General features: G+C 72.8%; 11 protein-coding genes. 6 read left to right on the top strand and 5 right to left on the bottom strand.

The window, feature by feature from the left end:
• Positions 1–242: 242 nt before the first annotated feature.
• Both ACIRB7_RS25705 and glgB read left to right on the top strand, forming a co-directional pair.
• The gene (locus ACIRB7_RS25705; RefSeq protein ID WP_403602952.1) at positions 243–1,592 is read left to right on the top strand and encodes a maltokinase; all 1,350 of its coding nucleotides are present in this window, start codon (positions 243–245) and stop codon (positions 1,590–1,592) included.
• Between the two features lie 78 nt (positions 1,593–1,670).
• Positions 1,671–3,926 carry a 1,4-alpha-glucan branching enzyme gene (gene glgB / locus ACIRB7_RS25700; protein ID WP_403602950.1) on the top strand — a complete coding sequence of 752 codons (2,256 nt, stop codon included), beginning with the start codon at positions 1,671–1,673 and terminating at the stop codon, positions 3,924–3,926.
• A gap of 46 nt (positions 3,927–3,972) precedes the next feature.
• On the opposite strand, the gene ACIRB7_RS25695 is transcribed toward glgB, so the two are convergent.
• From ACIRB7_RS25695 to ACIRB7_RS25680, 4 genes are all read right to left on the bottom strand, one after another.
• Positions 3,973–6,225, bottom strand: a complete 2,253-nt coding sequence (locus tag ACIRB7_RS25695) for a HelD family protein (RefSeq protein WP_403603265.1) — start codon at positions 6,223–6,225, stop codon at positions 3,973–3,975.
• Positions 6,226–6,384: 159 nt separating this feature from the next.
• Positions 6,385–6,723, bottom strand: a complete 339-nt coding sequence (locus ACIRB7_RS25690) for a thioredoxin family protein (RefSeq protein ID WP_403602948.1) — start codon at positions 6,721–6,723, stop codon at positions 6,385–6,387.
• A gap of 5 nt (positions 6,724–6,728) precedes the next feature.
• A complete protein-coding gene (locus tag ACIRB7_RS25685; RefSeq protein WP_403602946.1) occupies positions 6,729–7,139 on the bottom strand; it encodes a MerR family transcriptional regulator in 411 nt (136 codons plus the stop codon).
• Positions 7,140–7,199: 60 nt separating this feature from the next.
• Positions 7,200–7,718 (bottom strand): Lrp/AsnC family transcriptional regulator, encoded by a 519-nt coding sequence (locus tag ACIRB7_RS25680; RefSeq protein ID WP_403602944.1) that lies wholly within the window; start codon positions 7,716–7,718, stop codon positions 7,200–7,202.
• Positions 7,719–7,785: 67 nt separating this feature from the next.
• On the opposite strand from ACIRB7_RS25680, the gene ACIRB7_RS25675 reads away from it, so the two are divergent.
• On the top strand, positions 7,786–8,682 hold the full coding sequence (locus ACIRB7_RS25675) for an NAD-dependent epimerase/dehydratase family protein (protein WP_403602942.1): 897 nt from the start codon (positions 7,786–7,788) through the stop codon (positions 8,680–8,682).
• A 65-nt stretch (positions 8,683–8,747) separates the two neighbouring features.
• A complete protein-coding gene (locus ACIRB7_RS25670) occupies positions 8,748–9,635 on the top strand; it encodes an aldo/keto reductase (RefSeq protein WP_403602940.1) in 888 nt (295 codons plus the stop codon).
• 232 nt (positions 9,636–9,867) lie between these two features.
• On the opposite strand, the gene ACIRB7_RS25665 is transcribed toward ACIRB7_RS25670, so the two are convergent.
• A complete protein-coding gene (locus ACIRB7_RS25665; RefSeq protein WP_403602938.1) occupies positions 9,868–11,286 on the bottom strand; it encodes a cation:dicarboxylate symporter family transporter in 1,419 nt (472 codons plus the stop codon).
• A gap of 194 nt (positions 11,287–11,480) precedes the next feature.
• On the opposite strand from ACIRB7_RS25665, the gene ACIRB7_RS25660 reads away from it, so the two are divergent.
• Positions 11,481–13,385 (top strand): ATP-binding protein, encoded by a 1,905-nt coding sequence (locus ACIRB7_RS25660; protein WP_403602936.1) that lies wholly within the window; start codon positions 11,481–11,483, stop codon positions 13,383–13,385.
• On the top strand, positions 13,382–14,077 hold the full coding sequence (locus ACIRB7_RS25655) for a response regulator (RefSeq protein WP_403602934.1): 696 nt from the start codon (positions 13,382–13,384) through the stop codon (positions 14,075–14,077). The genes ACIRB7_RS25660 and ACIRB7_RS25655 overlap by 4 nt, the downstream gene beginning before the upstream one ends.
• The last annotated feature ends 156 nt before the right edge of the window (positions 14,078–14,233 follow it).

Raw genomic sequence — 14,233 nt, 5'->3', positions numbered from 1 at the left:
CCGGTCAGTTCGGATTCGTCCGGGGTGGGACGGTTTCCCCCGTCCCCCTCTGGGCACTTTGTCCCACACAGGTTCCACGTCACGATTCAGGTCCATCCGGGCCTTCTTGCCGGGCCCATACGGATCTTCCCCCTCCGACACGTCCCGCACATCCGGACAGCCCTAGCCGCCATCCGGGACACTCTGCGCATTTGAACGCATACGAAAGTCAACTGCGCGCCCCGGGGAAAGGACGCGATGCCATGCCGGAGACCGCATCCACCACCCGGGCCCCGGACGCCCTCCTTCCGTCCCTCGCACCTCTGCTCCACGAATGGCTGCCCAGGCAGCGCTGGTTCGCGGGCAAGGGCCGCCGGGTCACCGGATTCACGCTCGAAGCGGCCACCGAGCTGCTGCCCCTGGACGGCCCGGGCCCCGGACTCCTCCATCTGCTCGTACGGGTCGAACAGCCGAGCCGCCCGCCCGGCACACCCACCGACTGCTACCAGGTGTTCCTTGGCGTACGGAGCCAGCTACCGCCCCGGCTCGCGCCCGCCCTGCTCGGGCGCATCCGGCAGGGGCCGCTCGCCGGACGCGCCGTGTACGAAGGGCTGCGCGACCCGCGGCTCGCCGGCCTCCTCTACGAGCGGCTGCGCACACCGGGCCGGACCGGCCCCCTGCGCTTCCACGCCACGACGGCCCTTCCGGCCGCGCTCGCGCCCCGCGTCCTCGACGCCGAGCAGTCCAACTCGTCCCTTGTCTATGGCGATTCGTACATCCTGAAGATCTTCCGCCGGGTCAGCCCCGGTGCCAACCCCGACCTGGAACTGCCGCTCGCCCTCGCCGGGGCCGGCTGCGACCGGGTCCCCGCGCCGGTCGCCTGGTTCGAGTCGGGGGCATCGACCCTCGGTGTCCTCCAGCCCTATCTGCGGGACTCACGGGACGGCTGGCGGCTCGCGCTCGACTCGCTGGCCGACGAAAGGGAGTTCACCGCCGAGGCGCGGGACCTCGGCCGGGCCACGGCCGAGGTCCACCTCGCCCTCGCCGAGGCCCTGCCGACCCGGCGGCTCGCCCGGGCCGAGACCGAGCAGCTCGCGGCCGCGATGGACCGGCGGCTGCACTCGGCGGCGCAGGCCGTGCCCGCGCTCCTGCCGCACGTGCCCGGCCTGCGGGCCGTGTTCGCGGCGGCGAGCGGTGCGGCCGGGGGCAGCGCGGTCCAGCGCATCCACGGCGACCTGCACCTGGGGCAGACCCTGCGGGGGGCCGACGGCGGCTGGGCCGTCATCGACTTCGAGGGCGAGCCGGCGAAGTCGCTGGACGAGCGGCGCAGCCCGCAGCCCACGGTCCGTGACGTGGCGGGGATGCTGCGCTCCTTCGACTACGCGGCCCGCACCCACCGCCCGTGGAACGCGGAGTGGGCGGCGCGGTGCCGGGCGGCGTTCTGCGCGGGGTACGCGGAGGCGGCGGGCGCGGACCCCCGGGCGGACCCGGCGCTCCTGCGCGCCTACGAGACGGACAAGGCGGTCTACGAGGTCGTGTACGAGGCCCGCCACCGCCCGGACTGGCTCCCGGTGCCCATGTCCGCCATCGAACGCCTGTCGACAACCCCATGACCCGTTCGGCCGCGTGTCCCGCCCCCGCACCTCACCGTTGCGCATCAGTAGCCCCGTACCCCTTAGGAGGCACCCCCGGTGACCGCCCGCCCCGCAGGCAAGACGGCCCGCAGCAGCACCAAGACCAAGGCCACCAGGACCACGTCCCCGCCACCGCTCGATCCCGGTGACCGGGCCCGGCTGCTCGCCGGGGAGCACCACGACCCGCACGGCGTGCTCGGCGCGCATCCGGTGCGCGGCGGGGTCGTGGTGCGGGTGCTGCGCCCGTGGGCGAAGGAGGTCACCGTCCTCGCCAAGGGCAAGCGCGTGCCGCTGCGCGACGAGGGCGACGGCCTCTTCTCGGGGCTCCTGCCGCTGCTCCGCAAGGTCCCGGCGTACGAGCTCCGCGTCCGCTACGACGGCGACGAGCTCGCCGTGCACGACCCGTACCGCTTCCTGCCGTCCCTCGGCGAGCTGGACCTGCATCTCATCGGCGAGGGCCGGCACGAGGAGCTGTGGACGGCGCTCGGCTCCCACCCGATGACCCACGAGGGCGTGTCGGGCACGCGGTTCGCGGTCTGGGCGCCGAACGCGCGCGGGGTGCGGGTCACCGGTGAGTTCACGCACTGGGACGGCACGGGCCTTCCGATGCGCTCGCTGGGGGCGACGGGCGTGTGGGAGCTGTTCGTGCCGGGGATCGGGGAGGGCGCGGTCTACAAGTACGACATCACGCGCCCCGACGGTACGCACACGCTCCGCGCGGACCCGATGGCCCGCCGTACCGAGTGCCCGCCGAACACCGCGTCGATCGTCACGGCCTCGCACTACACGTGGGACGACGCGGAGTGGATGGAGCGGCGCGGCGACCGCCCGCACCACGAGGCGCCGCTCTCGGTCTACGAGGTGCATCTGCCGTCGTGGCGGCCGGGGCTCACGTACCGCCAGCTCGCCGAGCAGCTGCCCGCGTACGTCCGTGACCTCGGTTTCACGCACGTGGAGCTGATGCCGGTCACCGAGCATCCCTTCGGCGGCTCCTGGGGCTACCAGGTGACGGGGTTCTACGCGCCGACGGCCCGCATGGGCACCCCCGACGACTTCAGGTTCCTGGTCGACTCGCTGCACCGGGCGGGGATCGGGGTCCTGATGGACTGGGTCCCGGCGCACTTCCCGAAGGACGACTGGGCGCTCGCGGAGTTCGACGGGCGTCCGCTGTACGAGCACGAGGACCCGCGCCGCTCGCACCACCCCGACTGGGGGACCCTGGAATTCGACTACGGCCGCAAGGAGGTGCGGAACTTCCTGGTGGCGAACGCCGTGTACTGGTGCCAGGAGTTCCACATCGACGGCCTGCGGGTCGACGCGGTCGCGTCGATGCTCTACCTGGACTACTCGCGGGAGCACGGCGAGTGGCTGCCGAACGAGTACGGGGGCCGGGAGAACCTGGACGCGGTGGCCTTCCTCCAGGAGATGAACGCGACCGTGTACCGGCGCTGCCCGGGGATCATCACGTTCGCGGAGGAGTCCACGGCCTGGGACGGGGTGACGCGGGCGACGGACCAGGTGGGGCCGGGCGGTTTCGGCGGTCTGGGCTTCGGCATGAAGTGGAACATGGGCTGGATGCACGACTCCCTCGAGTACGTGCAGAAGGAGCCGGTGCACCGCAAGTACCACCACCACGAGATGACCTTCTCGATGGTGTACGCGTACAGCGAGAACTACATCCTGCCGATCTCGCACGACGAGGTGGTGCACGGCAAGCGGGCCCTGGTGTCGAAGATGCCGGGCGACTGGTGGCAGCAGCGCGCCAACCACCGCGCCTACCTCGGCTTCATGTGGGCCCATCCGGGCAAGCAACTGCTCTACATGGGGCAGGAGTTCGCGCAGGGGGCGGAGTGGTCGGCGGACCACGGGCCCGACTGGTGGCTGCTCGACCCGGCGTACGGGGCGGAGCCGGACCACCGGGGGGTGCGGGATCTCGTCCGCGACCTGAACACGGTGTACACGGCGACGCCCTCGCTCTGGGAGCGGGACACCGCCCCCGAGGGCTTCCAGTGGGTGGTCGGGGACGCCGCCGAGGACAACGTCTTCGCCTTCCTGCGCTTCGACGCGGCCGGCTCGCCGCTGCTCGCCGTCTGCAACTTCTCGCCGGTGGTGCGGCACGACTACCGGCTCGGTGTGCCGGACACGGTGGTCGCCTGGACGGAGGTCCTGAACACGGACGACGGGCGGTACGGCGGCGGGGACGTGGTGGGACGCGACCCGCTGAAGACGGAGACGGTGCCGCACCACGGGCGCGCGGCGAGTATCCGGATGACGCTCCCGCCGCTCGCGACGGTCTGGCTGCGGCCCGCGTGAGCCCCGGACGCCCCCGCCCACTCTGTGTGGTCGGGGGCGTCCGGCGTCACGGGCGGGGTCGCGCCGCCGTCGTCCGGATGATGCCGAGCCGCTGGGTCGCCCGGGTCAGCGCCACGTACAGGTCGTTGGTGCCGTGCGCGGCGCCGGCCACGACGGCCTCCGGGTCGACGACGAGGACCGTGTCGAACTCCAGGCCCTTCGCCTGCCGGGGATCGAGCAGGACCACCGGCCGGGTGAGGTCGGGTGCCGGGCCGTACGCGGCGTCCGGGAGGGCCGCGACCAGGCCGGGGTGCAGCTCCGGCGGGGCGATGACGGCGATCCGGCCCTCGTTGCGCAACTCGGCCGCCACCGCGTCGGCGGCCTCCTTCACCGGGTCGTCGACGGTCCGGTCCCAGGGTTCCACTCCCGTGGAACGCACGGAGCTCGGCGGCTCGAACCCGGGGTCGTCGGCCCGCCGGACCTCGGCCGCGACGGCCATGATCTCGGCGGGCGTACGGTAGTTGACGCCGAGCCGCACCAGCTCCCAGCGGTCTTCCACGTACGGGGCGAGGATCCGCTCCCAGGACCCGACGCCCGCCGGGTCGCCGGTCTGGGCCGGGTCGCCGACCAGGGTCATCGAGCGGTTCGGGCTGCGGCGCATGAGGAGCCGCCAGGCCATCGCGGACAGCTCCTGGGCCTCGTCGACGATGATGTGCCCGAAGGCCCAGGTGCGGTCGGCGGCGGCGCGTTCGGCGGCGGTGCGGTGGTCGGCCTCCTCGTGCCGCTCGGCGAAGCGTTCGGCGTCGATGATGTCGTGCGCCGAGAGGACCTCGGATGCGTCCTTGTCCTGCTCCTCCTTGTCCTCGAACTCGTAGGTGCGGGAGGCGTAGGAGACGTCGAGGACGCCCTGCGCGTACTGGATCTGCTTCTGCCGTTCGGCCTCCTCGGCGGCGCGGACGGCCGAGTCGTCCTCGCCGAGGAGTTCGGCGGCCTCGTCGAGCAGCGGCACGTCGGCGGGGGTCCAGGGCCCGCCTTCGCGCCGGATCTCGGCGGCGTCCGCCTCGGGGAGGTGGGTGGGTTCGGTGAGGTAGTCGGCGAGGAAGTCCTGCGGGGTGAGGGCGGGCCAGAGGGTGTCGACCGCCGCGTAGACGTCGGGGTTGGCCGCGATGTCCTTGGCAAGCAGGGCGATGTCGTCGGGGCCGAGGAAGTTGGGGCCGCCGTAGGGGTCCGCGCCGATCCGGTCGGCGAGCTGCTCGGCGAGCGCGTCCAGGATCCGGAAGACGAAGTAGGGGCGGGCGAGGTTGTGCGGGAGGGCCGTCTCGCGGGCCTTGTGGCGGGCTTCGAGGGCCATGTCCCAGTCGATGACCAGGTCGCCGTCCTCGTGCGGGACGATCAGCGGTTCGCCGCGCTCGGGGACCTGCTGGCGGTCGCGTACGGCCCCGGCGAGCGCCTCCGCCATGGCGGCGGAGCCCTTGACGGCAGCGGCGCGCGGGGTGTCGGTGCCGGTGGCACGGACGCCGGGGAAGAGCTCGGCGGGGGTGGCGAGGAGGACGCCTGTCTCGCCGAGGGAGGGCAGGACGTTGCCGATGTAGCCGAGGAAGGCCGGGTTGGGGCCGACGATGAGGACGGCCCGCTTGGCGAGCTGCTCGCGGTGCGCGTAGAGGAGGTACGCGGCGCGGTGCAGGGCGACGGCCGTCTTGCCGGTGCCGGGGCCGCCCTCGACGACGAGGACCCCGCGGTGCGGGGAGCGGATGATGGCGTCCTGCTCGGCCTGGATGGTCTGCACGATGTCGTGCATCCGGCCGGTGCGGGCCGCGTCGAGCGCGGCGAGCAGCACCTCGTCGGCGTCGCGGCTCTCGTACCCGGTGCGGGTGGTGTCGCCCAGGTCCAGGACCTCGTCGTGGAGGGCGGTCACCGTGCGGCCGAGGGTGCTGATGTGCCGCCGGCGGGAGAGGCCCATCGGCTCGTACCCGGTGGCGAGGTAGAAGGGGCGGGCGACCTCGGCGCGCCAGTCGACGACGAGCGGGGTGCGGTTCGGGTCGTCCTCGCGGATGCCGAGCCGGCCGATGTGGTGGTCGCGCCCGTCCTTGAAGACGAGACGCCCGAAACAGAGCCCGCTCTCCCCCGCGTTGAACGCGGCCAGCAGCCCGGACTGCTCGGCGACCATGACGTCCCGTTCGAGCCGGCCCTGGTTGCTGCCGGCCCCCGGGGTGCGCAGGGCCTGCTCGACGGCGGCCTCGGCCTGGTCCCTCAGGTCGTCGAGCCGCGTGTAGAGATCGGTGATGAATTGCTGCTCGTTCCGAAATTCCTCGGTTGACAATTCCACTCCCGGCGCGATACAGTGCGTTTATTGAACTTCTCTGCGTCTGTGGTCTTTCCAGACACGGAATCCATCAATATACGCGATGAAATACCCCGACTGTCAATTCTAGTCGGGGTATTTCCGTATGCCCTGCCGGAATGCCCTGCGGGGCGGATGTCAGGCGAGCACGTCCTCCAGCTCCTCCAGGAGGCGGCGCTTCGGGCGGGCTCCGACGATCGACTTCACCGGCTCCCCCGCCCGGAAGACCATCATCGTCGGGGTCGCGAGCACCCCGTACCGCACCGTGGTCTCCGGGTTGCGGTCGACGTCGATCTCGACGATCCGCAGCCGCGCCGCCTCCTCCGCGGCGATCGCGGCGAGTACCGGCTTCAGCTGCCGGCACGGCCCGCACCACTCCGCGGTGAACTTCACCAGGACCGGCAGCCCGGATCCCAGCACCTCCGCCGCGAAGTCCGCGTCCGTCACCTCGGTCACGCCTTGTGTGGACGTCGTCATCTCCGTCACCCCTCCGTATCCGTGTCCGCTTCGAGTGCGCACCGGGGCTCCGGGCCGTGCGGCAGCTCCGCCTCGGCCCGCAGCAGCTGGGCGCCCATCTGGGCGCGTACCGCCTGGAGCTGTTCGATGAGGCCGTCGAGCTCGGCGACCTTCCGCCGGTAGACGGCGATCGACGCGGGACAGGAGTCCCCCGCCGGGTGCCCCGCGCGGAGGCAGTCGACGAACGGCCGCGTGTCCTCCAGCTCGAACCCGAAGTCCTGAAGGGTCCTGATCTGCTGGAGGAGCCGCAGGTCGTCCTCGTCATACGTGCGGTACCCCTGCTCCGTGCGCCGGGCGGTCAGGAGACCCCGGGACTCGTAGTACCGCAGAGTCCGCGTGGTGGTCCCGGCCCGCTCGGCCAGCTCTCCGATGCGCATGTCCCCGACCGTAGGCCTTGACGCCGACGTCAAGGCAAGGGGGACGTGGTGGGAACGGGCTCAGCCGGGCGGCAGCAGGGGCTTCCGGGACACGGGGGACGACAGGACGATCGAGGTCGTGGTCCGGCCGAGGGCCGACGTCTGTTCCAGGATCTCCTCCAGGTGGATGGTGTCGGTGACGGCGACCTTGAGGATCCAGCAGTCCTCACCCACCACGTGGTGGACCTCCAGGACCTCGGGGCGCGCGGTCAGCTCCAGGGTCCTGGGGTGCTTCAGGGTGTAGCCGCCGTGCGGGTTCACACGGATGAAGGCCTGGATGCCGTAGCCGAGCCGGGCCGGGGAGACATGCGCGCCGTAGCCGGTGACCGCGCCGCTCGCCTCAAGGCGGCGGACCCGCTCGGTGACGGCGGCCGGGCTGAGCCGGACGCGGCGGCCCAGCTCGCTGAGCTTGATGCGGCCGTCGCTCTGGAGGAGGTCCAGGATCCGCCGGTCGACGGCGTCGAAAGCGCCCGCCGAGGTTTCGACGGTGGCGGGACGCGAAGGCCGTGGTTCCTTCGGTACGGCGGCCGGGACTCCCATGTTTCCCCCTTCAGACGGCGACGGATCAACGTAACACTTGTCCCGTGACACAAGGGAGTTGGAATTGATGGACGTTCTGGTCATCGGCGGGAATCGCTATTTCGGAAAGCGGCTCATCGCCCTTCTGCGGGAATCCGGGCATCGGATCACGATGCTCAACCGGGGCTCTTCGGGGGCGCCCGCGGGAATCGAGCACCTCGTCGCCGACCGGGACGACGAATCCGCCCTGGAATCCGTCCTCGCGGGCCGCACCTTCGACGTCGTCGTCGACCAGGTCTGCTACACCCCGCGCCAGGCGGAGATCGCCCGGCGCGTGTTCGGCCCGCGCACCGGGCGGTACGTGATGACGTCGACGGTCGAGGTGTACGCGTACGAGGACTCGGCCGTGCCGGTCGCCGAGTCCGTCCTCGACCTGGACACGGTCCTCGTCGACACGGGCCTGGCCTGGGACCACCCGGAGTTCCGCGAGGCGCACTACGGGGAGGGGAAGCGGCAGGCGGAGGCGGTGTTCGCGGCGGGGCCACCCTTCGCGTGGACCTCGGTGCGGGTGGCCCATGTGCTCGGCGGCGAGGACGACTTCACCGGCCGGCTCGACCACTACGCGCGGCGGATCCGGGCGGGCGAGCCGATCGCCGTCCCTGTGGTGAACCGTCCGGCGACCTATGTGTACGTGGAGGAGATCGCCGCGTTCCTCGCGTGGGCGGTCGAGGCGGAATTCACCGGCCCGGTGAACGCCCATTCCCATGGCCCGCTGACCACGGCCGAGATCTGCGCGGAGATCGAGAAGCGGGTGGGCGGCCGGGCGGTCTACCAGGAGGTGGAGGTCGGCGAGGTCTCACCGTTCTCCTTCGCCCGTTCGTACGCGATGGACAACGCGCGGGCGGGTGAGCTCGGTTATGCCTTCTCGCATTCCTCGGAGTGGCTGCCGCGGGCCGTGTCGGAGACGCTGGGGGTGAAGTTGTGACGCGGGACCGGATGGTGGGGGATGCAGGGATGCCGGGGGACGCACGGACAGCGGGGGACGCACGGATGCCGGGGAACGAAAGGACGCTGGGGGACGTACGGGTCGGGGCGGTCGGTCTGGGCACGATGCCGCTCTCGATCGAGGGCCGGCCGGACGAGGCGCGGGCCCTCGCCACCGTGCACGCGGCGCTCGACGCGGGCGTCACACTCCTCGACACCGCCGACTCCTACCACCCGCCGGGCGGCGAACCCGGCGAGGGCGAGCTGCTCGTGGGCCGGGCCCTGGCCGCGTACGGGGGTCGCACCGACGGCATCCTGGTCGCGACCAAGGGCGGCCGTGGCCGCACGGACGACGGCGGCTGGACGGTCGACGGCCGGCCCGAGCACCTGCGGCGGGCGGCGGAGGCGTCGGCGCGACGGCTCGGGGGCGGCCCGATCGGCCTGTACCAGCTGCACAAGCCGGACCCGGCCGTCCCGTACGCCGAATCGCTCGGCGCGATACGGGAGTTGCTGGACGCGGGGACGGTCCGGCTGGCCGGGATCTCGAACGTGGACACCGCGCAGATCCTGCTGGCCCGCGAGATCCTGGGCGACCGGCTGGTCTCCGTACAGAACCGCTACTCGCCCGCGGTACGGGACAGCGAGCCCGAACTGCGGCTGTGCGCCGAACTCGGCCTCGCCTTCCTGCCGTGGAGCCCGCTGGGCGGGATCTCGCGCAGCTCCCTGGACGGGGCGTCGGCGCGGGAGGAGGACCCCGAGTTCGGGGCCTTCCACCGGGTGGCGCGGGCTCACGGGGTCAGCCCGCAGCGGGTGGCACTGGCCTGGCTGCTCGCCCGCTCGGAGACGGTCCTGCCGATCCCGGGCGCGAGCCGTCCCGAGTCGGCCCGGGACTCGGCGGCGGCGGCCGCTCTCGTCCTGACGGGAGGGGAGTTGGCGGAACTGGACGGCCGGTGAGGGGTGGCCGGTGGGGTCGGCCGGTGAGGGCAGTCGGCCGGGGGTGGTCGGTGAGGGGCAGCCGGTCGGGGGTGGTCGGTGAGGGGCAGCCGGCCGGGGGTGGTCGGTGAGGGGCAGCCGGTCGGGGGTGGCCGGCCGGCGGGGGTGGTCGGCGCGCGAAAAGGGCGACCCCGTTGGGGGCCGCCCTTCTCCCGGGGCCCGGATCCGGCTCAAGGCCCGGGACCCGGGGTCTTCAGACGCCCGCGCGGGCCTTCTCCCCGGCGTCGTCGGCTCGCTGGTCCGGGACGGGGGACGCCGGGGCGTGGTCGTCGACGAGGGTCTTCTCGTCGAAGGGGACCCGGCCGGCGAGGACCTCGGAGACCCGCGCCTTGTCGATCTCCTTCGTCCAGGTGCCGACCAGCACCGTGGCGACGGCGTTGCCCGCGAAGTTGGTGAGGGCGCGGGCCTCGCTCATGAAGCGGTCGATGCCGACGATCAGGCCCACCCCGTCGACCAGCTCGGGCCGGTGCGACTGGAGTCCGCCCGCGAGGGTCGCGAGTCCGGCTCCGGTGACGCCGGCGGCCCCCTTCGAGGCGATGATCATGAAGACGAGGAGGGAGATCTGCTCGCCGACCGACAGAGGGTCGCCCATCGCCTCGGCGACGAACAGCGAGGCCATCGTCAGGTAGATCGCGGTGCCGTCGAGGTTGAAGGAGTAGCCGGTCGGCACGGTGATGCCGACGACCGGCTTGCTGACACCCAGGTGCTCCATCTTCGCGATGAGCCGGGGCAGCGCGGACTCCGACGACGACGTCGAGAGGATCAGCAGGAACTCGCGACCCAGGTACTTCAGGAGGGACCAGATGTTGAGCCCCGCGACCAGCTTGAGGAGCAGCCCGAGCACGACGAAGACGAAGATCGCGCAGGTCAGGTAGAAGCCGATCATGATGACGGCGAGGGACTTCAGCGCGGCGGCGCCGGTCGCGCCGACGACGGCCGCGATCGCGCCGAACGCGCCCACCGGGGCGGCCCACATGATCATGCCGAGGATGCGGAAGACGAGCCGCTGGATGTGCCCGATCCCCCGCAGAACCGGTTCTCCGGCCGCGCCCATGGCCTGGAGTGCGAAGCCGGCGAGCAGGGCGACGAGGAGGGTCTGGAGGACCTCGCCCTCGGTGAAGGCGGAGACGAGGGTCTTCGGGATGATCCCGAGCAGGAAGTCCGGCGTGGACTCGCTCGCGCCCTCGGCCTGCTTGGCACCGGCCTCGGCCAGCTCCTTGGTGAGGTGGAGCCCGGAGCCGGGCTCCAGGAGGTTGCCGACGAGCAGGCCGATGGCGAGGGCGACGGTGGACATGACCATGAAGTAGCCGAGGGCGAGGCCACCGACGGCGCCGACCTTCGCGGCCTTCCGGACCGATCCGACTCCGAGCACGATCGTGCAGAAGATGATCGGCGAGATCATCATCTTGATCAGGTTGACGAAGCCGGTGCCCAGCGGCTTGAGCTCGACGGCGACGCCGGGCGCCAGGAAGCCGACCGCGATGCCGAGCAGTACGGCGCCGATGACGGCCAGATACAGATAGTGGGTGCGGTCCCGTCGTGCGGCCACGGGGTCCTCCTCGCGCTGGGGGTGTCCATGTCCACGTCCCGGTGGACCACCGCGACTATTCATCAGCCTGTGACCGGGGTCACGGTTGCGTACGTTTCGTTCACGACCGAAACGCCGGACTGGCGCCGGGCGGGCATCGGCGCACGTCGGCGGGCATCGCGCGCGGCGACGGAAGCGGCGACGGCAGCGACTGCGGAAAAGGAACGATTCGGGAACGTCACGCTCCGGCGCACATTCCGGCGTGCACACTTACCCGCATGCGTGTCCGCCTCCCCCTCCCCCACCCCCGCAGCCTGGCCGGCCAGCTCTTCGCGATGCAGGTCGTGCTCGTGGCCGTCGTCGTGGCGGGGTGCGCGGTCTTCGCGTACGTGACGGACCGGGCGCAGGCCGAGGAGACCGCGCGGCGCCAGGCCACCGCGACCGCCGCGGCCGTCGCCGACTCCCCGTCCGTGGTCGCGGCGGCCCGCTCCGCGGACCCGACGGCGGTGCTCCAGCCGTACGCCGAGTCCCTGCGCGGCCACGCGGGTGTCGCGTTCGTGGTGATCATGGCCCCGGACGGCACCCGCTGGACCCACCCGGAGCCCGCGCAGATCGGCCGGACGTACCTCGGCCACATCGAGGAGGCCGCGGCGGGCCGGACGTACTCCGAGACCCATCTGGGGATACTCGGCCCCTCCGTACGGACGGTGGCGCCCGTCTTCGACGACGGCAGGGTCGTCGCGCTGGTCAGCGCGGGCATCACGATCGACACGATCAGCGAGCAGGTACGGGAGCAGGTCACCGCGCTGCTCGGCATGGCGGGCGCGGCGCTCGCGCTCGGCGGGGCGGGGACGTACGTGGTCAACGCGCGGCTGCGCCGGCACACGCACGGCATGAACGCGACGGAGCTGAGCCGGATGCACGACTACCACGAGGCGGCGCTGCACGCGGTCCGCGAAGGGCTCGTGATGCTCGACGGGCGGCGGCGGATCGCCCTCATCAACGACGGGGCGCGGGAGCTGCTCGGGCTTGACGAGGGGGTCGTCGGCCGGCCGGCGGCCGAGCTCGGGCTGCCCGCGACGCTGACGGGTGCGCTGCTGTCCTCGGAGCCGCGCGTGGACGAGACGCATCTGACGGCCGACCGGGTCCTCGTGGTCAACACCCGGCCGGTGGTGGGCGGGGAGCGGCGCGGGACGGTCGTCACGCTCAGGGACCGTACTGAACTCCAGTCGCTGTCCGGCGAGTTGGACTCCGAGCGTGGCTTCACGGAGGCGCTCAGGTCGCAGGCCCACGAGGCGGCGAACCGGCTGCACACGGTGGTCTCGCTCATCGAACTGGGGCGGGTGGCCGAGGCGGTGGAGTTCGCGACGGCGGAGCTCGAGCTCGCCCAGGCGCTCACCGACCGGGTCGTGGACGCCGTCGGGGAGCCGGTGCTCGCGGCGCTGCTGCTCGGCAAGGCGGCGCAGGCCAACGAGCGGGGTGTGGAGCTGGTCCTCACCGACGACAGCCGTATCGACGACGGGCTCGTTCCGGCGGCCCTGCCGGCCCGGGACCTGGTGACGATCCTGGGCAACCTCATCGACAACGCGGTGGAGGCGGCCGGCGGGACCCCGCACGCGCGCGTGACCGTCACGGTCGCGGCCCGCACGGGTGACGGGGAGCTGCTGCTCCGGGTCGGTGACAACGGCCCCGGCGTCCGCCCGGCCGACCGGGACGCGGTCCTGGGCCGCGGCTGGTCCACCCGCGGCCCCGGCCGCGGCATCGGCCTGGCCCTGGTGGGCCAGGCGGTCACCCGCGCGTCGGGCACGCTCGCCGTCACAGACGCGGAGGAGGGCGGCGCGGAGTTCACGGTACGACTGCCCTTGCCGACGCCGCCGCCGCGACAGGGCGCCGCCTCGCCCCTTGCCAGGGACGCCGCCCTGCCCCCGCGGCCCGGGACGCCGAACGACAAGGCACCCGAGCCGGGCATGGCCACCGGCCAGGCCGGACCCCCCAGGCCGGCCACAGCCGCGGGACGGCCCGGGGCCCCCGGACCGGACACAGCCGGGCCCCCCAACCCGGACAGCGCCCTCGCCCCCGACGGGCCCCCCGGCCCGGGCAGCGCCCCCGCCCCCGACGGCCCCCCCAACCCGGGCCGCGCCCCCAGCCCCCGCCCCTCCCCCGAAGCCGAGGTGGCCTCGTGAGCGCTGCCTCCCTGCGGGTACTCGTCGTCGAGGACGATCCCGTCGCCGCCGACGCCCACGCGCTGTACGCGGGGCGGGTCCAGGGCTTCACCGTCGTCGGGGTCGCCCACTCCCGGGCCGCCGCCGTGCGGGTCCTCGAACGGACACCGGTCGACCTGATCCTGCTCGACCTCTACCTCCCCGACGGCCACGGCCTCCAGCTGCTGCGCGCGCTGCGCGCCGCCGGGCACTCCACCGACGTCATCGCCGTGACCTCCGCCCGCGACCTCGCGATCGTCCGCGAGGGCGTCTCCCTCGGTGTCGTCCAGTACGTCCTGAAGCCCTTCGCCTTCGCGACCCTCCGGGACCGGCTCGCCCGGTACGCCGAGTTCCGGGCGACGGCCGGCGAGGCCTCCGGGCAGGACGAGGTGGACCGGGCGCTCGCCACGCTCCGGGCGCCGCACCCCGCCACCCTCCCCAAGGGCCTGAGCGCACCGACCCTGGAGGCCGTCACCCGTACCCTCCGGTCCACCCCGGCCGGGCTCACCGCCGCCGAGGCGGCCACGGTGGTCGGGATCTCCCGGATCACCGCCCGCCGCTACCTGGAGCACCTGGTGACGGAGGGTCGCGCCGTACGCGCCCCGCAGTACGGTCAGATCGGGCGCCCGGAGCTCCAGTACCGCTGGCTCGAAGGCCCAGTGCGCGGTCACTGATTGTTTCCATGATCATCGCGCTCGGTTACCGGCCGGTTCCCACCTTCCTACGACGTTGCACGTTGGGGGAACGCACCGTAGCCAGCCGTTACCCTGCGCACCTACCGTGAGCCGGGTGCACCAACCCTCACCACCCTTCAACGCCCCGGCCGCCCG

It is taken from the genome of Streptomyces sp. NPDC093795, assembly GCF_044764665.1.
GTDB lineage: Bacteria > Actinomycetota > Actinomycetes > Streptomycetales > Streptomycetaceae > Streptomyces.
Note: the sequence above shows the minus strand (reverse complement) of the source record. Positions and strands in the feature narration are given on the sequence as shown.